Source organism: Mycobacterium paraffinicum (assembly GCF_001907675.1).
GTDB lineage: Bacteria > Actinomycetota > Actinomycetes > Mycobacteriales > Mycobacteriaceae > Mycobacterium > Mycobacterium paraffinicum_A.
This window is the reverse complement of record NZ_MPNT01000044.1, coordinates 1-26,965: the sequence shown is the minus strand read 5'-3', so window position 1 is coordinate 26,965 and position 26,965 is coordinate 1. Positions and strand designations below refer to the sequence as shown.

29 protein-coding genes and 1 pseudogene are annotated in these 26,965 nt (G+C 68.8%); 21 read left to right on the top strand and 9 right to left on the bottom strand.

Annotation, left to right across the window (positions count from 1 at the left end; all coding sequences use genetic code 11):
* The first annotated feature begins 50 nt into the window (after window positions 1–50).
* The 7 genes from BRW65_RS28035 (at window position 51) to groL (ending at window position 5,886) form a co-directional block, all read left to right on the top strand.
* Entirely contained in the window at window positions 51–1,106 is a 1,056-nt protein-coding gene (locus BRW65_RS28035; protein WP_208611942.1) for an alpha/beta fold hydrolase, read from the top strand.
* Entirely contained in the window at window positions 1,096–1,557 is a 462-nt protein-coding gene (gene tsaE, locus BRW65_RS28030) for a tRNA (adenosine(37)-N6)-threonylcarbamoyltransferase complex ATPase subunit type 1 TsaE (RefSeq protein WP_073880297.1), read from the top strand. Before BRW65_RS28035 ends, tsaE begins: the two co-directional genes overlap by 11 nt.
* On the top strand, window positions 1,542–2,177 hold the full coding sequence (gene tsaB / locus BRW65_RS28025) for a tRNA (adenosine(37)-N6)-threonylcarbamoyltransferase complex dimerization subunit type 1 TsaB (RefSeq protein ID WP_244168251.1): 636 nt from the start codon (window positions 1,542–1,544) through the stop codon (window positions 2,175–2,177). Before tsaE ends, tsaB begins: the two co-directional genes overlap by 16 nt.
* Window positions 2,174–2,647, top strand: a complete 474-nt coding sequence (gene rimI, locus BRW65_RS28020) for a ribosomal protein S18-alanine N-acetyltransferase (protein WP_073880295.1) — start codon at window positions 2,174–2,176, stop codon at window positions 2,645–2,647. Before tsaB ends, rimI begins: the two co-directional genes overlap by 4 nt.
* On the top strand, window positions 2,644–3,678 hold the full coding sequence (gene tsaD, locus BRW65_RS28015) for a tRNA (adenosine(37)-N6)-threonylcarbamoyltransferase complex transferase subunit TsaD (protein WP_073880293.1): 1,035 nt from the start codon (window positions 2,644–2,646) through the stop codon (window positions 3,676–3,678). Before rimI ends, tsaD begins: the two co-directional genes overlap by 4 nt.
* A 200-nt stretch (window positions 3,679–3,878) precedes the next feature.
* A complete protein-coding gene (gene groES, locus BRW65_RS28010) occupies window positions 3,879–4,181 on the top strand; it encodes a co-chaperone GroES (protein WP_007167930.1) in 303 nt (100 codons plus the stop codon).
* 85 nt (window positions 4,182–4,266) lie between these two features.
* On the top strand, window positions 4,267–5,886 hold the full coding sequence (gene groL, locus BRW65_RS28005) for a chaperonin GroEL (RefSeq protein ID WP_073880291.1): 1,620 nt from the start codon (window positions 4,267–4,269) through the stop codon (window positions 5,884–5,886).
* Window positions 5,887–6,110: 224 nt separating this feature from the next.
* Here the strand turns inward: groL and BRW65_RS28000 are convergent, their stop codons facing one another.
* Both BRW65_RS28000 and BRW65_RS27995 read right to left on the bottom strand, forming a co-directional pair.
* A complete protein-coding gene (locus BRW65_RS28000; RefSeq protein WP_073880320.1) occupies window positions 6,111–7,106 on the bottom strand; it encodes an LLM class flavin-dependent oxidoreductase in 996 nt (331 codons plus the stop codon).
* Window positions 7,107–7,333: 227 nt separating this feature from the next.
* Window positions 7,334–8,035, bottom strand: a complete 702-nt coding sequence (locus BRW65_RS27995) for a trimeric intracellular cation channel family protein (protein ID WP_073880318.1) — start codon at window positions 8,033–8,035, stop codon at window positions 7,334–7,336.
* Window positions 8,036–8,229: 194 nt separating this feature from the next.
* Here BRW65_RS27995 and BRW65_RS33015 point away from each other — a divergent pair, with 194 nt between their 5' ends.
* From BRW65_RS33015 to BRW65_RS27970, 6 genes are all read left to right on the top strand, one after another.
* Window positions 8,230–8,478 carry a hypothetical protein gene (locus BRW65_RS33015; protein WP_432206464.1) on the top strand — a complete coding sequence of 83 codons (249 nt, stop codon included), beginning with the start codon at window positions 8,230–8,232 and terminating at the stop codon, window positions 8,476–8,478.
* Between the two features lie 84 nt (window positions 8,479–8,562).
* A complete protein-coding gene (locus tag BRW65_RS27990) occupies window positions 8,563–9,207 on the top strand; it encodes a class I SAM-dependent methyltransferase (protein WP_073880289.1) in 645 nt (214 codons plus the stop codon).
* Between the two features lie 120 nt (window positions 9,208–9,327).
* Window positions 9,328–9,684, top strand: a complete 357-nt coding sequence (locus BRW65_RS27985) for a hypothetical protein (RefSeq protein WP_139273281.1) — start codon at window positions 9,328–9,330, stop codon at window positions 9,682–9,684.
* Window positions 9,685–9,746: 62 nt separating this feature from the next.
* The gene (locus BRW65_RS27980; protein ID WP_073880286.1) at window positions 9,747–11,276 is read left to right on the top strand and encodes an adenylate/guanylate cyclase domain-containing protein; all 1,530 of its coding nucleotides are present in this window, start codon (window positions 9,747–9,749) and stop codon (window positions 11,274–11,276) included.
* Window positions 11,277–11,336: 60 nt separating this feature from the next.
* A complete protein-coding gene (locus BRW65_RS27975) occupies window positions 11,337–12,065 on the top strand; it encodes a hypothetical protein (protein ID WP_244168247.1) in 729 nt (242 codons plus the stop codon).
* Window positions 12,066–12,120: 55 nt separating this feature from the next.
* The gene (locus tag BRW65_RS27970; RefSeq protein ID WP_073880315.1) at window positions 12,121–12,513 is read left to right on the top strand and encodes an ester cyclase; all 393 of its coding nucleotides are present in this window, start codon (window positions 12,121–12,123) and stop codon (window positions 12,511–12,513) included.
* A gap of 43 nt (window positions 12,514–12,556) precedes the next feature.
* On the opposite strand, the gene BRW65_RS27965 is transcribed toward BRW65_RS27970, so the two are convergent.
* The 3 genes from BRW65_RS27965 to BRW65_RS27955 all read right to left on the bottom strand — a co-directional run bounded on the left by BRW65_RS27965 (window position 12,557) and on the right by BRW65_RS27955 (window position 14,225).
* Complete coding sequence (locus BRW65_RS27965) at window positions 12,557–12,958, bottom strand: hydrogenase (RefSeq protein ID WP_073880284.1); 402 nt, start codon at window positions 12,956–12,958, stop codon at window positions 12,557–12,559.
* A gap of 149 nt (window positions 12,959–13,107) precedes the next feature.
* Complete coding sequence (locus BRW65_RS27960; RefSeq protein WP_073880282.1) at window positions 13,108–13,839, bottom strand: superoxide dismutase family protein; 732 nt, start codon at window positions 13,837–13,839, stop codon at window positions 13,108–13,110.
* A gap of 77 nt (window positions 13,840–13,916) precedes the next feature.
* Window positions 13,917–14,225 (bottom strand): WhiB family transcriptional regulator, encoded by a 309-nt coding sequence (locus tag BRW65_RS27955; protein WP_055401363.1) that lies wholly within the window; start codon window positions 14,223–14,225, stop codon window positions 13,917–13,919.
* A 354-nt stretch (window positions 14,226–14,579) separates the two neighbouring features.
* Between BRW65_RS27955 and BRW65_RS27950 the strand changes: the two genes are divergently transcribed.
* The 3 genes from BRW65_RS27950 to BRW65_RS27940 all read left to right on the top strand — a co-directional run bounded on the left by BRW65_RS27950 (window position 14,580) and on the right by BRW65_RS27940 (window position 16,818).
* Window positions 14,580–15,401, top strand: a complete 822-nt coding sequence (locus tag BRW65_RS27950) for a tetratricopeptide repeat protein (protein WP_208611941.1) — start codon at window positions 14,580–14,582, stop codon at window positions 15,399–15,401.
* A 90-nt stretch (window positions 15,402–15,491) separates the two neighbouring features.
* On the top strand, window positions 15,492–16,067 hold the full coding sequence (locus BRW65_RS27945; protein WP_073880278.1) for a sigma-70 family RNA polymerase sigma factor: 576 nt from the start codon (window positions 15,492–15,494) through the stop codon (window positions 16,065–16,067).
* Window positions 16,054–16,818, top strand: coding sequence for an anti-sigma-D factor RsdA (locus BRW65_RS27940; protein ID WP_208611940.1), 765 nt, complete (start codon window positions 16,054–16,056; stop codon window positions 16,816–16,818). Before BRW65_RS27945 ends, BRW65_RS27940 begins: the two co-directional genes overlap by 14 nt.
* On the opposite strand, the gene BRW65_RS27935 is transcribed toward BRW65_RS27940, so the two are convergent.
* Window positions 16,815–17,225 (bottom strand): DUF5319 domain-containing protein, encoded by a 411-nt coding sequence (locus BRW65_RS27935; protein WP_067280469.1) that lies wholly within the window; start codon window positions 17,223–17,225, stop codon window positions 16,815–16,817. The two genes, BRW65_RS27940 and BRW65_RS27935, sit on opposite strands and share 4 nt — an antisense overlap.
* A gap of 162 nt (window positions 17,226–17,387) precedes the next feature.
* Here BRW65_RS27935 and guaB point away from each other — a divergent pair, with 162 nt between their 5' ends.
* From guaB to BRW65_RS27920, 3 genes are read left to right on the top strand one after another with little or no spacing between them, the layout of a single operon-like run.
* The gene (gene guaB, locus BRW65_RS27930) at window positions 17,388–18,989 is read left to right on the top strand and encodes an IMP dehydrogenase (protein ID WP_073880274.1); all 1,602 of its coding nucleotides are present in this window, start codon (window positions 17,388–17,390) and stop codon (window positions 18,987–18,989) included.
* 7 nt (window positions 18,990–18,996) lie between these two features.
* A complete protein-coding gene (locus BRW65_RS27925) occupies window positions 18,997–20,124 on the top strand; it encodes a GuaB3 family IMP dehydrogenase-related protein (protein ID WP_073880272.1) in 1,128 nt (375 codons plus the stop codon).
* Between the two features lie 50 nt (window positions 20,125–20,174).
* Window positions 20,175–21,911 carry a GMC oxidoreductase gene (locus BRW65_RS27920; protein WP_073880270.1) on the top strand — a complete coding sequence of 579 codons (1,737 nt, stop codon included), beginning with the start codon at window positions 20,175–20,177 and terminating at the stop codon, window positions 21,909–21,911.
* On the opposite strand, the gene BRW65_RS27915 is transcribed toward BRW65_RS27920, so the two are convergent.
* Window positions 21,908–22,801 (bottom strand): TauD/TfdA dioxygenase family protein, encoded by an 894-nt coding sequence (locus BRW65_RS27915; RefSeq protein ID WP_073880268.1) that lies wholly within the window; start codon window positions 22,799–22,801, stop codon window positions 21,908–21,910. The two genes, BRW65_RS27920 and BRW65_RS27915, sit on opposite strands and share 4 nt — an antisense overlap.
* Window positions 22,802–22,862: 61 nt before the next feature.
* Between BRW65_RS27915 and BRW65_RS27910 the strand changes: the two genes are divergently transcribed.
* Window positions 22,863–23,429, top strand: a complete 567-nt coding sequence (locus BRW65_RS27910; protein WP_073880267.1) for a TetR/AcrR family transcriptional regulator — start codon at window positions 22,863–22,865, stop codon at window positions 23,427–23,429.
* 3 nt (window positions 23,430–23,432) lie between these two features.
* Here the strand turns inward: BRW65_RS27910 and BRW65_RS27905 are convergent, their stop codons facing one another.
* Window positions 23,433–25,799, bottom strand: a complete 2,367-nt coding sequence (locus BRW65_RS27905) for a glycoside hydrolase family 65 protein (RefSeq protein ID WP_073880265.1) — start codon at window positions 25,797–25,799, stop codon at window positions 23,433–23,435.
* Window positions 25,796–26,581: a beta-phosphoglucomutase family hydrolase gene (locus tag BRW65_RS27900; protein ID WP_432206463.1), complete on the bottom strand. Its 786-nt coding sequence runs from the start codon at window positions 26,579–26,581 to the stop codon at window positions 25,796–25,798. Before BRW65_RS27900 ends, BRW65_RS27905 begins: the two co-directional genes overlap by 4 nt.
* Before the next feature lie 184 nt (window positions 26,582–26,765).
* On the opposite strand from BRW65_RS27900, the pseudogene BRW65_RS27895 reads away from it, so the two are divergent.
* Window positions 26,766–26,965: pseudogene (locus BRW65_RS27895) on the top strand (DUF222 domain-containing protein); the annotation flags it as partial.

The following is a 26,965-nucleotide window of genomic DNA, read 5'->3' as shown; positions in this document are numbered from 1 at the left end:
GAACTCGCAGGCGCCAACGGGGGAGGGCTTGGCTCGCGGGAGGGGCGGGGGTGACGGCTCTCGCCACCATCGTCGGAGCCTCGGCCCGCCGCTCGATGGTCCAGCGCACCCATGGCGCCGAAGACCCTTACGCCGACGAGGATTTCGACACGATCGACGACGACCGCCGCTCCGTGGTGACCACCCCGGACGGGGTGTCGCTGGCGATTCGCGAGGCCGGCCCCGCGGACGCCCCGCTGACCATGGTCTTCGTCCACGGATTCTGCCTGCGGATGGGCGCCTTTCATTTCCAGCGGACGCGGCTGCCGCAGCACCTGGGCCCCGGCGTCCGGATGGTCTTCTACGACCAGCGCGGGCACGGGCAGTCCGACGAGGCCCCGCCGGAGAGCTACACGCTGACCCAACTCGGCAGAGACCTGGAAAGCGTGCTCCAGGTGGTGGCCCCGCGCGGCATGGTCGTGTTGGTCGGCCACTCCATGGGCGGCATGACGGTGTTGTCGCACGCCCGCCAATTCCCCGACCAGTACGGACGCCGGATCGTCGGCGCCGCGTTGATCTCCTCAGCGGCCGAAGGTGTAGCCAGATCGCCGCTCGGTGAGATTCTGAAAAACCCTGCGCTGGAAGCATTTCGGTTCACCGCGCGCTCCGCGCCCAAGCTGATGCACCGCGGTCGCAACGTGTCGCGCTCGCTGATCGGCCCGGTCCTGCGGGCCGCCTCCTTCAGCGACCTGCATGTCAGCCGCAGCCTGGACGCCTTCTCGCAGCGGATGATGAACGGCACCCCGATCCCGACCATGGTGGAGTTCCTGGATGCGCTGGAAGCCCACGACGAGACCGCCGGCCTGTGGACCCTGCTGCGCATCCCCACGCTGATCGCCTGCGGCGATCACGACCTGCTGACGCCGGACGAATACTCCCGCAAGATGGCGGCCTCACTGCCGCGCTCCGAGCTGGTCGTCGTCCCCGGGGCCAGCCACCTCGCGCTGCTGGACAAGCCCGAGGCGATCAACGACGGGTTGGTACGGCTGGTCAAGCGGGCCAACCCGGGCCGCGCCGCCCTGGCCGCCCGGTGGATGCGGGAAAGGCTGCGGCACCGTGGCGAGTGAGGGCACGGCCACCCTCGAACGCGTCGAGGACACCGTCGCGCTGGGGTCGCGGCTCGGCGAGCAGCTGAAGGCGGGTGACGTCGTGGTGCTCACCGGCCCGCTCGGCGCGGGAAAGACCGTGCTGGCCAAGGGAATCGCCGCGGCAATGGACGTCGACGGCCCGGTCACCTCGCCGTCGTACGTGCTGGCGCGGGTGCATCCGCCGCGGCGGCCCGGAGCACCGACGATGATTCATGTCGACATGTACCGGCTCTTGGATCAAGACCGCGCCGACCTGCTCGGCGAGCTCGACTCGCTCGACCTCGACACCGATCTCGACGACGCGGTGGTGGTCGTGGAGTGGGGCGAGGGCATCGTCGAACGCCTCGCCGAGCGGCACCTCGACATTCGTCTGGAACGCCTCAGCGGATCGGACGTGCGGATCGCGTCGTGGCAGTGGGTTCGTTCGTGAGCATCGTCCTCGCCCTCGACACCGCCACCCCGGCCGTGACGGCCGGGATCGTGCGGCGCGACGACCTGACCGTGCTGGCCGAGCGGGTCACCGTCGACGCCCGGGCGCACGCCGAACGGCTCACCCCGAACGTGGTGGCCGCCCTCGCCGACGCCGGGCTGACGATGGCCGACCTCGAGGCCGTCGTGGTCGGCTGCGGCCCCGGCCCCTTCACCGGCCTGCGGGCCGGAATGGCGACCGCCGCCGCCTACGGGCACGCGCTGGACATCCCGGTGCGCGGCGTGTGCAGCCTGGACGCCATCGGCGTGCGCACCACCGGCGAGACGCTGGTGGTCACCGACGCCCGCCGGCGCGAGATCTACTGGGCCCGTTACCGCGACGGATTCCGGATGGAAGGGCCGGGGGTCAACGCCCCGACCGACGTCGACCCGGGCCCCGCCGAGGCGGTGGCCGGCTCGAAAGAGCACGCGGCGCTGTTCGGCCTGCCGCACCGCGGGCCGGTCTACCCCACGCCGGCCGGGCTCGTCGCCGCGGTGCCCGACTGGACCGAGCGCCCGCTGCCGCTGGTGGCGCTGTATCTGCGCCGCCCGGACGCCAAGCCGATGGCGGCGCGGCAATGACCGCCACCCGCGAGCCCGTGACGCTCGGGGCGCTCACCTCCGCCGACGCGGCGCGCTGCGCGGAGCTCGAACGGCAGCTGTTCGACGGCGACGACCCGTGGCCCGCCGCGGCCTTCAACCGGGAACTGGCCAGCCCACACAACCACTACGTGGGCGCGCGCGCCGGCGACACCCTGGTCGGGTATGCCGGGATCTCGCGGCTGGGCCGCACCCCGCCGTTCGAGTACGAGGTGCACACCATCGGCGTGGACGCCGCGTACCAGGGGCAGGGCATCGGCCGCCGGTTGCTCGACGAGCTGCTCGTCTTCGCCGACGGAGGCGCGGTCTTCCTGGAGGTGCGCACCGACAACGAGGCGGCCATCGGGCTGTACCGCAGCGTGGGATTCGAGCAGATCGGCCTGCGTCGGCGCTACTACCGCGCGAGCGGCGCCGATGCCTACACGATGCGCCGGGTGGGGGCCCGCCCGTGACGATCATCCTGGCCATCGAAACCTCTTGCGACGAAACGGGAGTCGGCATCGCGCGGCTCGACGCCGACGGCACCGTCACGCTGCTGGCCGACGAGGTGGCGTCCAGCGTCGACGAACACGTCCGCTTCGGCGGCGTGGTCCCCGAGATCGCGTCCCGGGCCCACCTGGAGGCGCTCGGCCCGGCCATGCGCCGCGCGCTCGCGGCGGCGGGGGTGCGCAAGCCCGACATCGTCGCCGCCACGATCGGCCCCGGCCTGGCCGGCGCGCTGCTGGTGGGAGTGGCGGCGGCCAAGGCGTATTCGGCCGCGTGGGGGGTGCCGTTCTACGCCGTCAACCACCTGGGCGGGCACCTGGCCGCCGACGTCTACGAGCACGGGCCGCTGCCCGAGTGTGTGGCGCTGCTGGTGTCCGGGGGACACACCCACCTGCTGCACGTGCGGTCCCTGGGCGAACCGATCGTCGAGCTGGGCAGCACCGTCGACGACGCCGCCGGCGAGGCCTACGACAAGGTGGCCCGGCTGCTGGGGCTGGGCTACCCCGGTGGCAAGGTGCTCGACGACCTGGCCCGCACCTGCGGCCGGGAGCCCGCGGAGATCCCAGCGTTCCCGCGCGGCATGACCGGCCCGAGGGATGAGCCGTACGCCTTCAGCTTCTCGGGGCTCAAGACGGCCGTCGCCCGCTATCTGGAGAGCCACCCGGACGCGGTGAACGCCGACGTCGCCGCGGGCTTTCAGGAGGCCGTCGCCGACGTGCTGACCCTGAAGGCGGTGCGCGCGGCGACGGGGCTCGGGGTCTCGACCCTGCTGATCGCCGGGGGAGTGGCCGCCAATTCGCGCCTGCGGGAGCTGGCGGAGCAGCGATGCGCCGCGGCCGGGCTGACGCTGCGGATCCCGCGGCCCCGGCTCTGCACCGACAACGGGGCCATGATCGCTTCGTTCGCCGCGCACCTGGTGGCCGCCGGGGCGCCGCCCTCCCCGCTGGATGCGCCCAGCGACCCGGGCCTGCCGGTGATAAAAGCCCAGGTGACGTGATCGCTTAGAGCGAATACCCGATACGCAGCGGGGCGCCCTTGAGTGCTAGCACTCTCGTGTATAGAGTGCTAGGTGGCAATCGGCCAAACCCTGTGCCGGCACCCGCGACGACGGCGCTCGGGCACGGACGACTGCCGAATCCCTTGATAACTCTGGGGCACCCCGCCCCGGACCCGATCTAACTAGTGGAGGCTCCAATCGTGGCGAAGGTGAACATCAAGCCACTCGAGGACAAGATTCTCGTGCAGGCCAACGAGGCCGAGACCACGACCGCATCCGGTCTGGTCATTCCTGACACCGCCAAGGAGAAGCCGCAGGAAGGCACCGTCGTCGCAGTCGGCCCCGGCCGCTGGGACGAGGACGGCGAGAAGCGGATTCCGCTCGACGTCTCGGAAGGCGACACCGTCATCTACAGCAAGTACGGCGGCACCGAGATCAAGTACAACGGCGAGGAGTACCTGATCCTGTCGGCGCGCGACGTGCTGGCCGTCGTATCGAAGTAAGCACCGTGGTCCGCCCCGGCAATCCCCGCGCATGGCCGCGGGTGATTTCCGGGGCGGCCCGCGTTATCGCCCCTGAAGGAGCCTGATGAGCAAGGTTATTGAGTACGACGAGACCGCGCGCCGCGCGATCGAGGCCGGTGTCAACGCGCTCGCCGACGCGGTCCGGGTGACCCTGGGGCCGCGCGGCCGGCATGTGGTGCTGGCCAAGGCCTTTGGTGGGCCCGCGGTCACCAACGACGGCGTGACCGTCGCGCGCGAGATCGAGCTGGAAGACCCGTTCGAGAACTTGGGCGCCCAGCTGGTCAAGTCGGTGGCCACCAAGACCAACGACGTGGCGGGCGACGGCACCACCACCGCGACCGTGCTGGCGCAGGCGCTCGTCAAGGGTGGGCTGCGGCTGGTTGCGGCCGGCGCCAACCCGATCGAGCTCGGCATCGGAATCTCTAAGGCGGCCGACGCGGCGTCCGAGGCGCTGCTCGCCGCGGCCACCCCGGTGTCCGGCAAGGACGGCATCGCTCAGGTGGCGACGGTGTCGTCGCGCGACGAGCAGCTCGGTGAGCTGGTCGGCGAGGCGATGACCAAGGTCGGCGCCGACGGCGTCGTCACCGTCGAAGAGTCCTCGACGCTGAGCACCGAACTGGAGTTCACCGAGGGCGTCGGCTTCGACAAGGGTTTCCTGTCGGCGTATTTCGTCACCGACTTCGACTCGCAGGAAGCCGTGCTGGACGAGCCGCTGATCCTGTTGCACCAGGAGAAGATCAGCTCGCTGCCCGACCTGCTTCCCATGCTGGAGAAGGTCGCCGAATCGGGCAAGCCGCTGCTGATCATCGCCGAGGACATCGAGGGCGAGGCCCTGGCCACGCTTGTCGTCAACTCGATTCGCAAGACGCTCAAGGCGGTTGCGGTCAAGGCGCCGTTCTTCGGCGACCGGCGCAAGGCCTTCCTCGAGGACCTGGCGGTGGTGACCGGCGGGCAGGTGATCAACCCCGACGCCGGCCTGTTGCTGCGCGAGGTCGGCACCGATGTGCTGGGCTCGGCGCGTCGCGTGGTGGTCAGCAAGGACGACACCATCATCGTCGACGGCGGCGGCTCCAAGGACGCGGTCGAGGCGCGCATCAAGCAGCTGCGCGCCGAGATCGAGGCGAGCGACTCCGACTGGGACCGCGAGAAGCTGCAGGAGCGGCTGGCCAAGCTGGCCGGCGGCGTGGCCGTGATCAAGGTGGGCGCCGCGACCGAGACCGCGCTCAAGGAGCGCAAGGAAAGCGTCGAGGATGCCGTCGCGGCCGCCAAGGCCGCCGTCGAGGAGGGCATCGTCGCTGGCGGCGGTTCGGCCCTCATCGGGGTGCGCAACGCGCTGAAGGAGCTGCGGGGATCGCTGTCCGGCGACCAGGCCGCGGGCGTCGCCGTGTTCTCCGAGGCGCTGGCCGCGCCGCTGTACTGGATCGCCACCAACGCGGGCCTGGACGGCGCGGTTGCGGTGAGCAAGGTCAGCGAGTTGCCGGCCGGGCACGGGCTCAACGCCGCCACGCTCACCTACGGCGACCTGATCGGCGAGGGCGTGATCGACCCCGTCAAGGTAACCCGGTCCGCGGTGGTCAACGCGGCGTCGGTGGCGCGCATGGTGCTCACCACCGAGACGGCCATCGTCGACAAGCCCGCCGAGGCGGACGAGCACGCCGGTCACCACCACGGTCACGCTCACTAGAACTACCAACGAAGGCACCCCCGATCCCATTGGGCCCGGGGGTGTTTTCGTCCGCGGATCAGGCCGCCACGACGGCACGGTAGTGAGCTCGACCTGAACGCACCTGCGCGACAGCTTCGTTGATGTCTCCCATGGCGGATGTCTGTACGACCGGACGGATGCCGGTGCGGGCGGGGGATGCTTCGTTGTTCAGGGTCCGTTCATCGTCGGTCGCGAGCGCCCGATTAGCCCCCCAGGCCGGCGGCGGACGCGAATGCCTTGAGTTCCCGTTCGATGTCGGATCCTGCTGGCTGGTAAACGATCTCGGTGACGTCCCGCGCTGCGAGTCCCGCGATTTTTTCCGGTATTTCCTCGGCCGGTCCGGTCAACGCCATCGAGCTGACCATCGGCACCAGGCCCGCAACATGTGGCTCATCGCTCGCATTGGCCTTCACCAGATGCCCCGTGTGGATGGCGAGATGCCGCTCGTCCGTCGGGTAGGCCTCGATCGCCTCGCGCCAGCTTTGCCCACCGGGCAGCGCGTCGACCGCGGCGGCGCCGCCGCGCTCGTACACGGCGTGATACATCACCACGGCACCGGGACCCGCGGCGTCGATGGCGCGCGGCGACGTCAGGTCCTCTCCTTCGTCGAGCACAGTGCCGAAGCAGAGCAGTGCCCGCCAGTCGGAGATTTTCGCGGCGTCGGGCTGGGGCACGGCGGCGGAGAAAATGCCGTCGCCAAGCTCCGCCGCAACGGCCAGCCCTTTGGGGCCGTCGGCGCCGATCAGTATCGGCACGGTGATCGGCCGCGGCGCTCCGAAGCCGGGTAGCTGCAGCATCCGGATCTTCGCGCCTTCCCACTCGGCGGTTTCGCCGGCGAGAAGATCCCGCAGGCACCGCACGTAGTCGGCGACCTTCCGCCACGGCATTGGCCGCTGGCCCAGCGCCATTCGACCGGTAAAACCCGAGCCGATCGCGACGGCGACCCGGCCAGGCGCCTGGCTCGCCAGCTCGGCTATCGCGGCGGCATTGACCATCGGATGCCGCAGGCTGGGGACGAGCACGCCCGGCCCGAGGCCGATGCGCGACGTGCGCTCGGCGCACCGGTTGAGAATCATCCACACGTCCGGGTAGAGCGCCGGCGAGTCGTAGAGCCAGGCGCGCTTGTAGCCGAGCGTTTCGGCGAGCTGCACCTGGGACGGGGTGTCCGACGAAGTTGCGAACGCACACGAGATATCCATACTCGGACCATACGAGACCGCGGTGAGCGGACACGCGGACCAGCTCAATTCAGCCAATCGGCACGCCATCGGTTCTTGCGTGAGCTTCAAGTAGTCCCGAGCCACGTTGCGGTGGTACACCTTGCACGACCGCGACGGCCGTCGTCGACAAGCCCGCTGACGAACCCGATGACCACGGCCACGCTCATCACCACCACTGCAAGCACCGTTTAGCGAAGCACCCCCGGTCACTCGGCCGGGGGTGTCTTGGGTTCGAAGTCAGCGCCGCGCGCGCCGCCATCTCGCGCTTCTTCGCGAAGTCGACGTGGCTCGCCACGCGGCGTAGGCGCGTTCAATCCGAAGTGGACGCCTAGCATTCGGATGGCGAAGCAGACTGCCGCGGCTCCGAATGCCGCCGGTAGCCCGCACCAGCCCATGCGCATCGCCGCCACGGTGATCGCCGCGGCCGCCAGAGCCGGGATCGCATACAGCTCGCTGCGGAGCACCGTCGGGATCCTTCCGATGAAAACGTCGCGGATCGTGCCGCCACCCACGGCGGTGACGACACCCAGCAGCAGCGCGGGGGCCACGCCCAACCCGAAGACGACGGCCTTGTTGGTGCCGATCACCGCGTAGAAGCCCAGCCCCATCGCGTCGAGAATGGTGATTGGCGTCTCCAGGCGATGCAGCCACCTGCTGAGGACGAAGGCGATCAATGCGCCGGCGATCGCGAGCGCAAAGTACCGCCAATCGCGGAATGTCGCGGGCGGAATGGAGCCCAGAAGGACGTCTCGAATAACGCCGCCGCCCAACGCCGTAGCCATGCCGAGCGCCACGACGCCGACGATGTCGAGCCGCACCACGCGCACGGCTGTCAGCGCTCCGTTGAGACCAAAGACGAAAATCCCGCTCAGATCCAGTGCAAGCAGCAACGTCGATTCGGTGTCCACATCGGAAAATGTTGCCACGCCGCCCCGGGTGATCATCCCAGCGCGGTGTCGCTCCAATGGACGCGCGCCGCCTTTACTTCACGATACGGTGAGCGCGGCCGGCACGGGAGCGCCAAGGTGCTCGAGCAGCGCGGCGAGCTTGTGATCCAATTCGATTCCTACCGTGGTGATTTCGGGGGGTTCCGAAGCTCACCATCGACTCCACGCCCGCCTCCGACCGGGCCAGCGATGCGGCGCGGCGCGCCTCTGACCTGATCGCGACGCTCGCCGCGCGTCTCACCGAGAAGGGCCTTAACCACGACGAGTCAATCCAGCTGGCAACCAACGGGTGGACCAGCGTGCAGGGCGCCCTCATTCTCAGCCGCCTGCTGCGCAGCCCCGAGCCATTCGACATGTCCACTGCCCACCTGGTCGCAATCGCTGAGGCCGGCGCCCCCGCGTAGCTCGCGGCCGGTTCACGTCCGACGGTTGAACAATGGCATGATCGGCAACGACAGCCGCTCCGATGATTCGATCTGAGGTATACGGTGGCGAGATTGCGTCAGGCGGTGCTGACGGCGGTTGCCGGGCAGCTCGGTCGCCCGCACGGTGTTGTCGGTCGCGGAGTAGCGCTACTGCTCAATCGCGGTAATCGCGCTGCGGTGGCCCGCGCCGTGGAGGCGACGGAAGTCACAGCCGGAAACGCGGTGGCCGACATCGGTTTTGGTGGAGGACTAGGGCTTGAACTGCTCCTGCAGCGAGTCGGTCCGCAGGGCACGGTCCACGGCGTTGAGATCGCCGAGGACATGCTCACGCGGGCCCGGGCGCGGTTCGCCACGCAGATTGCCGCCGGCTCACTGGTGCTGGAAAACGGCTCGCTGACCGCGTTGCCGATCGAGGACAAGTCGCTGGACGCGGCGATCACAGTCAACACGGTCTACTTCGTAACCGACCTTGACGCGGCCTGCGCCGAACTCGCCCGCGTTCTGCGACCCGGTGGCCGGGCCGTGTTGGGCATCGGTGATCCCGACGCGATGGCCCGCTTGCCCTTCACCGCGTACGGGTTCACGCTTCGCCCGATCGCTGAGGTCGTCGCCTCCCTGCGGAGAGCGGGCCTCGAGGAGGTGGAGCAGCGCCGCCTCACCGATGTGGCGGTCCCACACCATCTGCTCGTTGCTGCCACCCCGGCCTAGATCGCTGCATCACCCGCGGGCCGCGCCGGCGATTGCTCGATCACCAGTGGTGGCGCTGTTGATTCCGCGTCGTGGGTTTGTTGGGATCGGTAGCGGGGTGGTGCTTGTGCACTGGTTGCTGTGAACGCACCAGAGAGGACGGCCATCATGTTGCTTGCCCGGATGACGAAGACGCTCATCGCTGCCGCACTGCTGGCGGGGAGTGCCGCGCTAACCGGTTGGGGCGTGGGCATCGCCCATGCGGACACCATGGCACCGCACCGCTGGTGCCCGGGCAACCCGAAGCAGATGCCCTACGTCGTGAACCAGTACATCGACTGGGACTGGAATGTCTGCCACACCTGGTATCCGACCCAATACGGCATGGGCAACGTCACCATGCAGGGCCGCCCGGCCTCGATCTGGGACGGCGACAACCCGCCGATCGAGGCGATCATCATCAGGCACTGCCCGCCGATCAGCTTCATGTGCCCCTAGGGACGAAGCGCACACCGAGCGTTTCCGTAGCTCGGCAGTCACGCGCGTTTTAGTCTCCCGGGATGGACCGCTTCTTCCAGTGGGCATGGCACCGGTTCGGTGCGCGGTACTCGTGGGTGATTTCAGCGTGGGCCTTCGTAGTGGTGCTGCCGATTTACCTTGTCCTGTCCTTCGCCATCGTGGCAGTCGAGCACTCCGGTCGTTACTGTCCTGCGGCCGGGGTGGCGGTCGCTCATGCGTTGGTGATCGCATACGCAGTGCCGCTACCGCGTCGAGGAGCGTGGCATACCGCGGAGCTGTGGGCCGCGGGCGGTCGGGTGGATCGGGTTGAGGCTCTGGAAGCGACCTACGACTGGTCGCGGCGTGGTATCGCCCGAGCGTTGGTGGTCTTCGGTGTGTGCGGCGCCTTCTTTGCGGTGGGCGTCAGTGCCATAGCCGGCGCGACAGGGGCGCTCCTGGTCCAATACGCCGTTCTGGGCGGCATTTTCGGGGCTGGCGTCCATCTGATCGGGGTTCACACCGTCGCGGAGGCGCCGATGCGGCCGTTGCGGATCGCCCTCGCCGGTGACACGGGTATCGGCGATTCCCTGCCTCGCTCCCGGCCGACCTTCGCCACCTGGTCGAATCTGGCAATGCTCGCGGCCGCCTTGTCGTTTGCTGTCGTGGGCGCGATGTTCTCGGCTGTTTTTCAGCCCGCGAGTCAACAACCCTTGGCGTGGGTGCTCACCGGATGCGCGTTGACATTCGGCTTCGGTGTGCCGATCACCGTCGCCACCGCATTCTCGCCCTCTTTGCAGCCGATTCGCGATCTTGCCGAAGGCACCAAACGGGTTGCCGCCGGCGATTATTCGCGACGGCTGCCAGTGGTTCAAGACGACGATCTCGGCGCGTTGGCGGCGTCGTTCAACCGCATGCAGGACGGTTTGGCCGAGCGCCAACGACTTCACGCCGCGTTTGGGACCTACGTCGACCCGACCCTGGCGGCGCGGCTGCTCGAGCAGGGCGACGATGTGTTCACCGGCGAGCGCCGCGAGGTGAGCGTGATGTTCATCGACGTGCGCGATTTCACGCCGTTCGCCGAGGCGCATACCGCCGAGGAAACCGTTGCTCATCTCAATGCACTGTTCGAGATCGTCGTGCCTGCCGTCGTCGACGCCGGTGGCCACGTGAACAAATTCCTCGGCGACGGCGCCCTCGCCGTCTTCGGCGCCCCCAACGAACTCGCGAAGCATGCCGACGCCGCAGTGAGCGCCGCGGCATTGATCAGCCGCCTCGTCGCCGAGCGACTCGGTGAGGGGCTTCGCATCGGCATCGGCATCAACACCGGTGTGGTGATCGCCGGAACCATGGGCGGCGGCGGCAAACTCGAGTTCACCCTCATTGGTGACGCCGTCAACGTGGCAGCCCGCGTCGAGCAGCTCACCAAGAACACGGGTGATGCGATCCTGTTGACCCAGGAGACCGTCGATGCCTTGGATTCTCGACCGCCCGGACTCGCCGACCGGGGCGCCCACGCGCTGAAGGGCAAGTCGGCCCCGACCAGGCTCTTTGGACTCGACCCCGCGGGCGCACCTTCACATCCCCCCGGCTGACGGCCGAACTGCCGTCGCCCGCGCCGATTGCTAAGCTGGCGGCACCATGACGTGGGGGGCGTGAGCGTGAGTTATCCGCAGCAGTGGCCACCGCAACCACCGCAGTACCCTCACCAATGGCCTCCGCCGTACCCGCCCCCGGCGTCGGCGCCGCGCAAGACCAACGTCGTGCTGATCGTCGTGCTTGTGGTCGCGGCGATCGTCGTTCTGGTGCCGGCGGCGATAGTCGGCTTCTTCGTGATCCAGGACGTGGCCCGCGACGGCCTCGACGGGCGCGGCGGAGTCCAGAAAGCCACCTCCGTTATGAGCTTCGACGTGGTGTGCGACCGCGGATCGATCAGTAACGCCGCGGCCTACGCGAAGCCGTACAAGATTTTGGCGTTCGCTCCCAACGAGGAGCCCAACCCGATGAACGAGTTGTCAAACACCCACTGGAACGAGGTGATACTCGACCCCCGCACCGACTACGCGGTGAATCCCAACGACTTCCAGTCAGCGAATGCCGTTGCGTGCCTTACCCGCAAGCCCGGTAGCGAGGTGAAGTCACGCACCTGCGACCTGAAGATGGACTCGGGCGAGCGGGTAACCGTCGACTATTACTCCGTGCAATACGACGTCGAACTGCGCGAGGCGAGGACCGGTAGGCGCATCGAACAACTGGGAACGGTGGATGGTCGGGTAACCGGCTGCCCATTCCTGGTTTGGGTCAAGAAGCGCGATCCAAAGGTGTACGCGGCACCGGATGCCGCGGCGGTCGATGCCAAGCTGGCGGAATTCGCCCACAGGTGAGCGGCCAGCGTGTTCCGGTTGTACACCGAACCGGGCGGCAGTGGATCATGATGCGGTGACGCAACTTCACGACTACCGATCCCTATACAACTCCTATCTCGAATACTGCAACGAGCACGATTTCGATTCAATGGCCTCGTTCTACACGCCGACCATCAAGGTCAACGGCGTCCCCATGGATCCCGCCTCGGTTACCGAGCAATTCGCGCCCCTGATCTCCGCGTTCCCCGACTGGCACTGGGAGATGAGGCACATCGTCGTCGACGAGGAGAACATCGTGGTGCATTTCGAGGTCACCGGCACCCACCGGGGAACATTCCAGGGAATCGCGGCGACCGGTCGGGGAGTGAGCATTTCGGAATTCACCCTGTACCGCCTCGAGGATGGCAAGTTCGCCGAGGTGTGGGATCTCGTCGACATGGCCGCGCTGATGAAGCAGATCAGTTGAGGCGTCGCGCCGACAAGCGTTTGCAGCCTTTGGCTTTCGCTGTTCAGAGCCCGGCGATGACGATGACCACGCCCGCTATGACCGCGACGGCGAGTGACAGCAACAGGAAGCTGACGACCCACTCCTTGGCCGCAGACGCCTCGTGGTCGGCCGCCGCGATCGGCGCGAGTCTGCGGCCGGCGCCCCACGCCGCCGCGAGCAGGGTCGCGAGCCAGTTCGTGTAGGCGGCGTACACGATCAGCACGACGGCCGTGACTCCCCAGGCATGGGGCAGGTGCAGGTGCGGCCAGAGCAGGCCGATCAGCACGAGGAACATCCCGTTGAGGACGGCCTCGAGATGGCTCGACAGCGCCATGCGCGGGTTCTTCAGCGCCCCGACCGCGAATCCGGTCAGCAGGCCGATGAGAAAGAGGACCAGCCCGAGCGTGAACAAAACCGTCTGCATGTCAGCACACTAGGGGCACCGGGCAGCGCGCGTCTGCCGTTAGCGTGATCCGCTTTCTCCGCGAGACATAAACGGCTGCGGGCGTTCTCGGGGCGCGCCGTCGCGGAGAGTTATGTGTCGTGGCGGCTCGTGATCCCCGCGACGGCGGGTCAGCGGGCTCCGGGCGGAAGGCTCGGCGGCGTCGTCACCGTCGTGGTCGGCGTGGACGTGTACGCCGGGCTGCTGGTGACGGTGACGGTGCTCGTGCTGGTGGACGGCGGCGGCACTTCGGTCGTCGTCGTGATCGTCGTGACGCTGGTCGTCGTCGAGGTCGACGACGTCGTCGTCGCGGACGGCGCGGCGAGCACACCACAGGCCACCCGCTTGCCCGACTCGCCGGTCGAAGCCCCGCTCAGGTTGTCCGCGTTCTGGTGGACGATCAGCGCGGTGCCCGAGCTGTTCCTCAGGTCCGAGGCGGTCAGCAAGCTGGTGGTGGTGACGAGTTTCGCCGAGCCGTCGTTGCGCACCTGCAACGCGGTCAGGTCACCGCTGGCCGGAAAACCCGTGTGATTCGGCGCCTGGTAGACCGATCCCGCGGACTCGAAGTCCCCCTCGCATTTGCCCACCGCGTGGATCATCAGCGCGTGGAAACCCGGGCTCAGGACCTGGTTGGGGCCGGCCTCCACGGTCACGGTCGCGTACCCGTTCGCGAAATCGATGGTGGCGGTGCCGACCTGGCTGCCGTCGGCGCCCTTGAGCTGCGTGGTCATCCGCTCGGTGCCCGGGGGCGCGCTGGAGGACGTCGACGTGCCGGATTGGCCACCCTGCTGGTTTGCGCATGCAGCCAACGGTGCGATGGCCGCGGCCAGCGCCACGGCCGCGAAGGATACGCCCTTGTTCATGGGCCGGGCCTACCCCGATCGGGCGCAGTTGAAACGGGGCCAGGCCGCCGAAGCGGCCGGCCCGTCGGCGCGGGGACTCAGGCCGAGCGGCGGATGCCGCGGGCGCGGCCGATGTCGCCCTTCAGCAGCAGATCGCGCTCGGATTCCGAGAGTCCGCCCCAAACCCCGTACGGCTCACCCACTTCCAGCGCGTGCGAACGGCACTCCTGGATGACCGGGCACTGGCGGCACATCTCTTTCGCGCGCTGCTCGCGCTGCATGCGGGCGCGGCCGCGCTCACCGTCGGGATGAAAGAACATCGACGAGTCAACGCCACGGCACAAGCCCTGCAGTTGCCAGTTCCAGATGTCGGCGTTGGGTCCAGGTAGCTGCTCCGGCTGTGGCATTGGTGTCTCCCTCTCTGCACGGCACGCCCAGTAAGGTCAGGAGCGCGAAGCGATTGTGCAACTGAAATGAAGCGGCGTCACCGATGACTACCCGTCATGCGTAGACGTTAGGGCGGACGGTGAATTTGCGTCAATAGCCACTTAGACCGGCAAAATATGTAATGGTTATAAAAGAATTAACGTCGCGTTCATACGTCAACCATTAGCGAAACACACTCCGTGCTACCAGGCACTTGACCGAAACGAGATTTCCCAGTTCACGGGGCAGGAGAGGGCGGGCCGCGATTAGTACAGGGCCTGTTGTGATTAACAATTCGGTAACGCGAACAGCACAAACTGTTTACTGTCATCGCCGTGATTGAAACTCGTCACACTTTCGTGATTGGCCGGACGTTGGCCGCCGCCGCCTTCGGCGACCGGCCCGGTACCTGGCCGCTGCCGGCGGCGGTCACCCCGGGCGAATTGTGGCTGCGCGCCGTCGCCGCCGGCGGGCAGGGCCGCTACGGCAGCGCCTACCGCGATCTGGCGGAGCTGCGCCGCAGCGCCGCCGCCGGGCGGCTGGTCTCCCTGAGCCACAGCACGCAGGGATCCTTTCTGCGCCAACTTGGTTGGCACGATCGGGCGCGCGGCTGGGACGGCCGCGCCCTGGCGCTCGCGGGCGCGGATCCCGAGGCGCGCGGCGACGCCCTCATCGGGCTGGCGGCCGACGCGCTGGGCGTCGGCCGCTTCCGCGCCGCGGCGACGTTGTTGAGTGGTGCGGACTCGGTGCTGGGTGACGCCGGCCCGGTACCCGACCGGCTGCCGGTGCGGCGACGGTGGGTGGCCGCCGAGCTGGCGATGGCTCAGGGCGACGGCGAAATGGCTGTCCACCATGCGAACGAGGCGGTGGACCTGGCGGGCGCCATGGCCGTCGCGTCGGCGCGGCACGCGGTGAAGAGCCAGGTCGTGCTGGCGGCCGCGCTCTGCAGCGCCGGCGCCGTCGACCGCGCCCGCGCGGTGGCCGAGGCCGCGCTGGACGCGACCGGGGCGCTCGGGCTGGTCCCGCTGCGGTGGGCGTTGGCGTGCTTGCTGATTGATCTCGGGAGCGTCACTTTTTCGACACAACAGCTGCGGGAAATTCGCGATGTCTCCGCAGGCCACGTGCGGCGCGCCGGTGCGACGTGGCGTTCCGCTTGAAATGGCCTTGCGCCCGTTATTGTCAGTTCGTTAGTTAGCCCGGTTAGCCCGCGATGTGTCCGGTTCGTAACGTTGGAGATACCGCCGTCGATGACAATTCAAGGGGATCGTCTCGACGCTGTGGTTGCCAAGGCCGTGGCGGGGGACAGTAACGCCCTGCGGGAGGTGCTGGAGACCATCCGTCCGATTGTCGTGCGATATTGCCGCGCGCGGGTCGGGACAGTCGAACGGGGTGGCCTGTCAGCGGACGACGTGGCACAGGAGGTGTGCTTGGCGACTATCACGGCGCTGCCGCGTTACCGGGACCGGGGACGCCCCTTTCTCGCTTTCCTCTACGGCATCGCGGCCCACAAGGTCGCCGACGCCCATCGCGCCGCCGGCCGCGACCTCTCCTATCCCACCGAAGTGCTCCCCGAGCGTTGGTCCTCCGACGCCGGCCCGGAACAGCGGGCCATCGAAGCCGATTCGGTCAGCCGGATGAGCGAACTGCTCGAGATCCTGCCCGCCAAGCAACGCGAGATCCTGATCCTGCGTGTCGTCGTCGGCCTGTCCGCCGAGGAGACCGCGTCCGCCGTGGGCAGCACCACGGGAGCCGTCCGGGTGGCCCAGCACCGTGCGCTGTCCCGGCTCAAATCCGAAATGATCGCGGCAGGTGACTGTGCCTGAATCCCTGGACGAATTCGCCCGCACCGATCTGCTATTGGACGCGCTCGCCGAGCGGCGGCCGGTGCACGTCGGCGACCCCGACACGGACGCGATGGCCACCCTGCTGGAGGACTGGCGCGACAACCTGCGCTGGCCGCCGGCCAGCGCGCTGGTGTCCGCCGAGGAGGCCGTCACCGCGTTGCGCACCGGATTGGCCGAGCGTCGCCGCAGCCGCCGCGGCCTGGCGACGATCGGATCGGTCGCCGCGGCGCTGTTGGTGCTGAGCGGCTTCGGCGCGATGGTGGTCGAGGCCCGCCCCGGTACCACGCTGTACGGGCTGCACGCGATGTTCTTCGACCAGCCGCGCGTCAACGAGAAGCATCAGGCCTTGCTGTCCGCCCGGGCCGATCTGGCCAAGGTGCAGGAGTCGATCGACCGGGGTGACTGGGACCAGGCCCGCACTCAGCTGACCGAGGTGAGCAGCTTGGTGCAGTCGATCGAAGACCCGGCCAGCAAACAGGAGCTGACGAATCAGCTGAATCTGCTGAATGCCAAGGTGCAATCGCGCAACCCGAATGCGACGCTGCCGGCCCCGGCGAACACGCCGTCGGCGTGGTCGACCCCGACCACCCCGGTCCCGACGGCGGCACCGACGCCGTCCGACGCTTCCCCGAGCCCGTCGGTCACGCCGTCGCCGAGTCAGTCGTGGAGCAAGCACCGTCATCACGGCCAGACGTCCGCCCCGTCGGCGGCCACGCCGAACAATCCCTAGCGGCGGTACCCGTCGGCGTCGGAGGAGGTGGCCTCGTTCAGCGAGGCGTCGGCGTACCCCCGGCAGTAATCCCAGGTGACGTAGGCGTCCGGCTCCGGGTCGTAGGCCGGCTCGTGCGGGCGTACGGTGCCGTCGATCAGCAGCTGCAGCAGGTTCGCTCGCAGCATGTCCCAATCGTGGTAGTGATCCTGCTGGCATTCGTCGCAGCACACCACGAGCCCGCGAATGCCCTTGTGCGCCAACAGGGCCTCGTAAACCGCCAGGTCGGCCAGGTCCGCCTCGACCGCCATCCGCTCTTGGGCGTCCAGGGGTTGCCCCGGTTCTACGGCTTCCAGCGCAGCCGACGGATCGCAGGGGTCGTCGGCGAAAGGATCGGGCGGCAAACCCGGTGGGAGGTGATCGCGCACGCACACTAGCCTACGCAGCCCGGCCGGGATAACGCCAGCAGGGAAGCCGCCCGTCGTTTCCGCGCCGTTTGCCGCGCGCGGCGCGCCGCGGCCAGCGCCTCGAGCGGCGCGGGTGCCGATAGGATGGTGTTCTCACGCCGCATCGTATGGAGGGCCCCGCCGATGACCCGTGGCATGTCCCACCTGGAAGACAGCTCCGACCTCGTCGGCAGCCCCTACGTGCGCGTTGGCGGACTGGTCGACGACGCGGTGCCGACCGGAGGTGACAACCCGCACAAGGTCGCGATGCTCGGACTCACGTTCGACGACGTCTTGTTGCTGCCCGCGGCGTCCGATGTGGTTCCCGCCACCGCGGACACGTCCAGCCAGCTCACCAAGAAGATCAGGCTCAAGGTGCCGCTGGTCAGCTCGGCCATGGACACGGTCACCGAGTCGCGGATGGCCATCGCGATGGCCCGGGCCGGCGGCATGGGCGTCCTGCACCGCAACCTGCCCGTCGCCGAGCAGGCCGGCCAGGTCGAGATGGTGAAGCGCTCGGAGGCCGGCATGGTCACCGACCCGGTCACGTGCCGTCCGGACAACACCCTGGCCCAGGTCGACGCGCTGTGCGCCCGGTTCCGGATCTCGGGTCTGCCGGTGGTCGACGACACCGGCGCGCTGGTCGGCATCATCACCAACCGCGACATGCGATTCGAGGTCGACCAGACCCGCAAGGTCGCCGAGGTGATGACCAAGGCCCCGCTGATCACCGCCCAGGAGGGCGTCAGCGCCGACGCGGCGCTGGGCCTGTTGCGCCGCAACAAGATCGAGAAGCTGCCCGTCGTCGACGGCCACGGCCGGCTCACCGGACTGATCACGGTCAAGGACTTCGTCAAGACCGAGCAGCACCCCCTGGCCACCAAGGACAGCGACGGCCGGCTGCTGGTCGGCGCCGCGGTCGGCGTCGGCGGTGACGCCTGGGTGCGGGCGATGATGCTGGTCGACGCCGGGGCCGACGTCCTGATCGTCGACACCGCCCACGCGCACAACCGGCTGGTGCTCGACATGGTCGGCAAGCTCAAGGCGGAGGTCGGCGAGAAGGTCGAGGTGATCGGCGGGAACGTCGCCACCCGGTCGGCGGCCCTGGCGCTGGTCGACGCGGGCGCCGACGCGGTCAAGGTCGGGGTCGGGCCGGGCTCGATCTGCACCACCCGGGTGGTGGCCGGGGTCGGCGCGCCACAAATCACGGCGATCCTAGAGGCGGTCGCGGCCTGTGGCCCCGCGGGCGTGCCGGTGATCGCCGACGGCGGGCTGCAGTACTCCGGCGACATCGCCAAGGCTCTGGCCGCCGGCGCGTCGACGGCCATGCTGGGTTCGCTGCTGGCCGGCACGGCCGAGGCGCCCGGCGAGCTGATCTTCGTCAACGGCAAGCAGTTCAAGAGTTACCGCGGCATGGGGTCGCTGGGCGCGATGGCGGGTCGGGGCGGTTCCGCGGGCGGGGCGAAGTCGTACTCCAAGGACCGCTACTTCGCCGACGACGCGTTGAGCGAAGACAAGCTGGTGCCCGAGGGAATCGAGGGCCGGGTGCCGTTCCGCGGTCCGCTGTCCTCGGTGATCCACCAGCTCACCGGCGGTCTGCGGGCCGCGATGGGCTACACCGGCTCGCCCACCATCGAGGCGCTGCAGCAGGCGCAGTTCGTCCGAATCACCTCGGCCGGACTGCGCGAAAGCCATCCGCACGACGTCGCCATGACCGTCGAAGCGCCCAACTACTTCGCACGCTGAGCCCGGCATGGTGGAAATCGGGATGGGCCGCAACGCCCGTCGCACCTATGAACTGAGCGAAGTCAGCATCGTGCCGTCGCGGCGCACCCGCTCCTCCCAGGACGTGTCCACGGCCTGGCAGCTGGACGCCTACCGCTTCGAGATCCCGGTGGTGGCCCACCCGACCGACGCGCTGGTGTCGCCGGAGTTCGCCATCGAGCTCGGCCGGCTCGGCGGCCTGGGCGTGCTCAACGGCGAGGGCCTGATCGGCCGGCACGCCGACGTGCAGGGCAAAATCGCCCAGCTCGTCGAGGCCGCCACCAAGGAGCCCGAACCGTCGGTGTCGATCCGGCTGCTGCAGGAACTGCACGCCGCGCCGCTGAACCCCGACCTGCTGGGCTCCGCGGTAGCGCGCATCCGGGAGGCCGGGGTGACCACGGCGGTGCGGGTCAGCCCGCAGAACGCCCAGGCGCTGACCCCGGTGCTGCTGCAGGCCGGCATCGACCTGCTGGTCATCCAGGGCACGATCGTGTCCGCCGAACGAGTGGCCAGCGACGGCGAGCCGCTGAACCTGAAGACCTTCATCGCCGAGCTAGACATCCCGGTGGTGGCCGGCGGGGTGCTCGACCACCGCACCGCGCTGCACCTGATGCGCACCGGGGCCGCCGGCGTGATCGTCGGCTACGGCTCCACCCGGGGCGTCACCACCAGCGACGAGGTGCTGGGCATCAGCGTGCCGATGGCCACCGCCATCGCCGACGCCGCCGCCGCGCGGCGCGAATACCTCGACGAGACCGGCGGCCGCTACGTGCACGTGCTGGCCGACGGCGACATCCACACCTCCGGCGAGCTGGCGAAGGCGATCGCCTGCGGCGCGGACGCGGTGGTGCTCGGCACGCCGCTCGCCGAGGCCGCCGAGGCGCTGGGCGAGGGCTGGTTCTGGCCGGCCGCGGCGGCGCACCCGTCGTTGCCGCGCGGGGCGTTGTTGCAGATCGCCCTCGGTGAGCGGCCGCCGCTGGAACGGGTGCTGGGCGGGCCGTCCGACGACCCGTTCGGGTCGCTGAACCTGGTCGGCGGCCTGCGTCGATCGATGGCCAAGGCCGGCTATTGCGACCTCAAGGAGTTCCAGAAGGTCGGGCTGACGGTCGGTAGCTGAGGCCCGGGGGTTGCTGGTTTATTACCGGCCGGTAAGGCCATACTGGTGCGATGAGGCCTGATTACGACGTACTGATCATCGGTTCGGGGTTCGGGGGCAGCGTCAGCGCGCTGCGGCTGACCGAAAAGGGCTATCGCGTAGGCGTATTGGAGGCCGGGCGGCGCTTCGCCGACGAGGATTTCGCCGAGACGTCGTGGGACCTGCGCAAGTTCCTCTGGGCCCCCAGGCTGGGTTGCTACGGCATTCAGCGGATTCATCCCCTGAAAAACGTGCTGATCCTGGCCGGGGCCGGGGTGGGCGGCGGCTCCCTGAACTACGCGAACACGCTGTACGTGCCGCCGGAGCCGTTCTTCTCCGATCGGCAGTGGTCACACATCACCGACTGGCGCGACGAGTTGATGCCGCATTACGAGCAGGCGAAACGGATGCTCGGGGTGGTGACGAACCCGACCTTCACCGACGCCGACCGCGTCCTGAAGGAGGTCGCCGACGAGATGGGCTGCGGTGACACCTTCGTGCCCACGCCGGTGGGGGTGTTCTTCGGCCCCGACGGCACCAAGACGCCCGGCAAGACCGTGCCGGACCCGTATTTCGGCGGCGCGGGACCGGAGCGCACCGGCTGCCTGGAGTGCGGATGCTGCATGACGGGCTGTCGCTACGGCGCCAAGAACACGCTGCTCAAGAACTACCTCGGCCTCGCGGAATCGGCTGGCGCGCAGGTCATTCCGATGACCACCGTCAAGGGTTTCCAGCAGCGCCCCGACGGGCTGTGGGAGGTCCGCACCGTGCGCACCGGAAGCTGGCTGCGCCGGGACCGGCGCACCTTCACCGCGACGCACCTGATCCTGGCGGCGGGCACCTGGGGAACCCAGCATCTGCTGTTCAAGATGCGCGACGAGGGCAAGCTGCCGCGGCTGTCCGAGCGGCTCGGCGTGCTGACCCGCACCAACTCCGAATCCATCGTGGGTGCGGGCAAGCTCGAGGTCGACCCGAACATGGACCTGACGCACGGCGTGGCCATCACCTCGTCCATCCACCCGACGTCGGACACCCACGTCGAACCGGTCCGCTACGGCAAGGGCTCCAACGCGATGGGCCTGCTGCAGACGCTGATGACCGACGGCACCGGACCGGAGGGCACCGACGTGCCGCGCTGGAAGCAGCTGTTGGACCAGGCCCGCGAGGATCCGCGCCGCATGATGCGGATGCTCAACGTCCACCAGTGGAGCGAACGCACCCTGATCGCGCTGGTCATGCAGCACCTGGACAACTCGATCACCACCTACACCAAGCGCGGGAAGCTGGGCATCCGCTGGTACACCAGCAAGCAGGGGCACGGCGAGCCGAACCCGAGCTGGATCCCGGTGGGCAACCGGGTCACCCGCCGCATCGCCGAAAAGGTCGACGGGGTGGCCGGCGGCACCTGGGGCGAGCTGTTCAACATCCCGCTGACCGCGCACTTCCTCGGCGGTGCGGCGATCGGCGACAGCCCCGAACAGGGGGTCATCGACCCCTACCACCGGGTCTACGGCTACCCGACGTTGTTCGTGGTCGACGGCGCCGCGATCTCGGCGAACCTGGGCGTCAACCCGTCGCTGTCCATCACCGCGCAGGCCGAGCGGGCCGCCTCGCTGTGGCCGAACAAGGGCGAGAACGATCAGCGACCGCCGCAGGGCCAGGCCTATCGCCGGCTGGATCCGGTCGCCCCGGAGCACCCGGTGGTGCCGGCGACCGCGCCGGGGGCGCTGCGCTGGTTGCCGATCACCCCGGTGACGTCGGCCGGCTAGCTGGCGAGCGCCTCGAGCGGGGCGCCACTGACCACCCGGCTGCGTTCCCGGTGGATGTTGAAGGGCACGTCGCCCATCAACGTGACCCGGTGCATCAGCCGGGGCTGGTCGTCGTAGTCGTCGACCGCCCGGTGCTGGGTGGCCCGGTTGTCCCAGATGGCAACATCGCCGGGCGCCCAGTTCCAGCGAATCGTGTTCTCGGGCACGGTGATTCGTCGTTGCAGCATTTCGAAGAGCACGCTCGATTCGTAGCTGTCCAGGCCGACGAACCCGCGCACGAAATCTCCCAGCAGCAGCGTGCGCTCGCCGGTCTCCGGGTGCACCCGCACCACCGGATGCTCGGTCCGGAAATCCGGCTTCTCGAAGGCCTGCCGGAACGCGCGCTGCGCGTCGGTCAATGCCTCGGGGGTGATGTAGTCGTAGCGGTTGGTGTGCAGCGCCCACAGGTCGTCGACGAGCCACGTGAGCGGCTCGGGCAGGTCTTCATACGCCGCCGCGGTGTTGGTCCACAGCGTCGATCCGCCGTAGCGGGGCAGGGTGACGGCGCGCAGGATCGAGGCCGCGGGGTAGTTGGCGACGAAGGTGACGTCGGTGTGCCAGCGGTTCGCCTTGCCGTACTCGGAGTTGATCGGCGTGATTACCGGCGCGTTCTTGCCGGCGAGCATCTCGGCCGCCGGGTGGCCGACCGGCGTGCCCAGCAGGTCGGCGAACGCCAGCTGCTGCGCGTCATCGAGGTGGTGCTGGTGGCGGAAGAAGATCACCTTATGGGCCAATAACGCCTGGTGGATCTTCTCGACCGCGGCCTGGTCGAGGTCGCCCCCGAGGCGCACGCCGTCGACCCGCGCGCCGATGCGGCTGCCCAGCTTGGTGACGGTTATCTGACCAATCATTTTCCATCGTCCTCGCGTGAAAGGTGTGTAGTCAACTGACTACATCCGGTAGTGTAGACACATGACTACAGCGTCCGCAAGTGCCCGCGGAAAAGTGCCCACCGGGCGCGAGGAGGTCGCGGCGGCGATCCTGGAGGCCGCCACCGACCTGTTCGCCGAGCGGGGCCCGGCCGCGACCTCGATCCGCGACATCGCCGCGCGATCCAACGTCAACCACGGGCTGGTGTTCCGTCACTTCGGCACCAAGGACAAACTGGTGGGCGCCGTGCTCGATCACCTGGGCGCCGACCTGAGCGCCCTGCTCAGCGCCGAGCCGCCCGCCGACGTGCTGGACCGCGCCCTCGACCGGCAGATGCGCGTGATGGCAAGGACCGTGCTCGACGGGTATCCGGCCGGGCAGCTGCAGAGGCGCTTTCCCACCGTCGCGACGTTTCTCGAATGGGTGCTTCCGCTGCACGACGACGAGACCGAGGCGCGGCTCGCCGTCGCCAACGCGCTTGCGCTGCAGTTCGGCTGGCGGCTGTTCGCGCCGATCCTGCGCTCGGCCACCGGGCTCGACGAGCTCACCGACGACGAGATACGGGAGTCCGTGCGGGCCGAGGTGACCCGGATCCTCAACCCCGACTGACGGTCACTGCTTGCGGGCCAGCGCCCGGCGGCGCAGCGGCTCGCGGCCCGTGGGCTGCTGCGGGGTCGCCAGCAGCGGCTTGCGCGCCCGCACCGCAATGGTTTTCGGCGTATCGCTGCTGAGGGTGACCTCTTCGCCCGCATGCCGGATGGTGAGCTGGCCGCCCGGCCCGTCGCGCACCGTGTAGGTGACGTCGGAATGCCTGATGTCGACCGTGACCCGGAAATCGCGCCACCGGAGCCGGAACCGCAACCGCGAGATACCTTCGGGCAGTGCGGGATCCAGCGACAGGATGCCCTCGTCGTCGCGCAGCCCGCCAAAGCCGCCCACCAGCGCCGTCCAGGCGCCGGCCAGCGAGGCCATGTGCAGGCCGTCGCGGGTGTTGTGGTGCAGGTCGCGCAGGTCGATCAACCCCGCCTCGTAGGCGTAGTCGTGCGCCAGTTCCAGGTGGCCGACCTCGGCGCACATCACCGCCTGGGTGCACGCGGACAGCGACGAGTCGCGCACCATGCGCCGCTCGTAGTAATCGACGTTGCGGGCCTTCTGTTCCGGGGTGAACGCGTGGCTCTGCCACTGCATCGCCAGCACCAGGTCGGCCTGCTTGATCACCTGCGCCGGATAGAGCCGCACGTACGGGTCGTGCAACAGCAACGGATAGGAGTGGTTTTCCTGGAAGTCCCACTCCGCCAGCGTGGTGAACCCCTCGCACTGTTGATGGACCCCCAAACCCTCGTCATAGGGGATGTTGGCGGCGTCGGCCGCGTCGCGCCAGGATGCCGTCTCCTCGGTGGTGACCCCCAGGGCCTCCGCCGCCTCGGGATGGCGGTTGCAGGCCTCGGCGGCGGTGCGCAGGTTGTGGGCGGCCATCATGTTGGTGAAGACGTTGTCCCGCACGATCGCGGTGTACTCGTCGGGGCCGGTGACGCCGTCGAGGTGCCAGACGCCGTGCCGATCATGGTGGCCGAGCGCCACCCACAGCCGCGCCGTTTCGACGAGAACCTCGAGGCCGCACTGCTTTTCCAGCTCGTCGTCGCCGGTGACAACGCGGTAGCGCTCGAAGGCCATGGCGATGTCGGCGTTGATGTGCCAGGCCGCGGTGCCGGCGGGCCAATACGCCGAACATTCCTGGCCGCGGATGGTGCGCCAGGGGAAGCTGGCGCCCTCGAGGCCGAGTTCGGCCGCCCGCTCCCTGGCGAGGTCCAGCGTCGACGCTCGCCATCGCAGCGCGTCGGCAACCGCATGCGGGGCGGTGTAGGTGAGCACCGGCAGCACGTAACCCTCGGTGTCCCAGAAGGCGTGGCCGTCGTAGCCGGTTCCGGTGAGCCCCTTGGCCGGGATCGCACGGCGCTCGGCGCGCGCGCTGGCCTGCAGCAGGTGAAAAAGCCCGAATCGCACCGCCTGTTGGGATTCGGGATCGCCCTCGACCTCGACGTCGGCGCAATCCCAGAAGTCGTCCAGGTAGGCGCGCTGCGCATCCAGCAGCCCCTGCCATCCGCTGTAGCGGGCGCTGTGGATGGCGGCGGCGGCCTGGTCGCGCAGCGCCGGGCGGGAGCGCATGCTCGACCAGCCGTACGCCAGATACTTGACGATGCGCAGCTTCTGCCCGGCCCGCAGGCCGCAGATCACGGTGGTCCGCGCCAGGTCTTCCCGCGCGTCGGTGCTGAACTCGACGCGGCCGGGAACGTCGATCTCGTGATCCATCGCGGCCGCCATCATCAGGGCGCTGCTGCGGGTGCGGTGCATGAGAAGCGCGCCGGTGTCGGTGTTTTCGTGGTCGACGGCCACCAGCGGGTTCTCCAGGATGGCCGCCACCCGCGGGTCGCCCGAGGTCTGCGGTTGGTCCTCGTTGGTGACCAGTTCGGACTGCACCGTCACGCGCACGAAGTCGCCGACCGCCTCCACCACGTATTCGATGGCGGCCACGCCGCGCTGCACCAGCGACACCAGCCGGGTGGACACCAGCCTGATCTCCTTGCCCGCGGGGGAGCGCCAGTGCGTGCGGCGGGTCATCGTCCCGGCGCGCAGGTCGAGAACCCGCTCGTGCGAGAGCAATTCGCCGTAGCGGACGTCGAACGGCTCGTCCTCGACCAGCAGGCGGATGATCTTGCCGTTCGTGACGTCGACGATCGTCTGGCCGGCTTCCGGGTAGCCGTAGCCGGCCTCGGCGTACGGCAGCGGCCGGATTTCGTAGAAGGAGTTCAGGTAGGTGCCGGGCAGGCCGTAGGGCTCACCCTCGTCGAGATTGCCGCGCAGCCCGATGTGCCCGTTGGACAGGGTGAACAGCGACTCCGACTGGGCCAGGATGTTCAGGTCGAGCTGGGTTTCGCTGACGTGCCAGGGATCAACGGGGAACGATTCGTCGGTGATCATGACGGCAGCAGCTCGGCGAGGTCGGTGACCACCACGTCGGCGCCGTTGCGGCGCAGATCGTCGGTCTGGCCCACCCGGTCGACGCCCACCACGTAGCCGAAGTTACCGGCGTGGCCGGCCTGTACGCCCGAAATCGCGTCCTCGAACACGGCCGCGGCGTCGGCGTCCACGCCGAGCAGCTCGGCCCCCCGCAGGTAGGAGTCCGGCGCGGGCTTGCCGGCGATGTGCTCGTCGCGCAGCGTGACGCCGTCGACCCGCTGTTGGATGAACCGGTCCAGGCCGGTGATCTCCAGCACGTCGCGGGTGTTGGCGCTCGAGGACACCACGGCGATGCCCAGTCCCGCGGCGTCGACCGCCTCCAGGTATCGGCGTGAGCCCTCGAACACCTCGACGCCGTCCTCGCGCAGGACCTTCTGGAACATGTCGTTCTTGCGGTTGCCCAGGCCGTACACCGTCTCGGCGTCTGGCGCGTCGTCGGGGCTGCCGTCGGGCAGCTCGATCCCGCGGCTTTGCAGGAACGACCGGACACCGTCCTCGCGCTTCTTGCCGTCCACGTATTGGCGGTAGTCGGCGGCCGCATCGAACGGGACGAATTCTTCCCCGGTGCGCTTGGCCCGCTCCGACAGGTACTCGTCGAACATGGCCTTCCACGCCTTGGTATGCACGCTCGCGGTGTCCGTGAGCACCCCGTCGAGGTCGAACAGGCAGGCGCGCACCTTCTCGGGCAGACCCAGCACGGGCAGACCTCGCTTCCTGGTATCGAGTCGGGCGACGATGTCCACTCCACCATGCTTGCCCCGTGCCTCGCCAGGGTCACCGCCGCGCGATGGCTGAACGATCGCTATGCGTCGTTCAGCGGGCCGCGCAGCGTCCGCTCGGTGCGGTGCGGCCACCTATGCGCAGAGTCGGTCGGAGCCTCGTCCCGCGTGGCCCAAACTTGTCGTACCGCCCTGCGATGATGAGGTCATGTCCTCGATTGCATCTTCCGGCTCTGTGGTGGTGAGCCCCAAAGAGCGTTTGGAGGTGGTGTTCGAGGAGCTGGCGGAGTTGGCGGGTCAGCGCAATGCGATTGATGGGCGCATTGTGGACCTGGTCGCCGAGATCGAGCGTGATGGGCTGTGTGGCATGACCGGCGCGCGGTCGGTGGCGGCGTTGGTGGGTTGGAA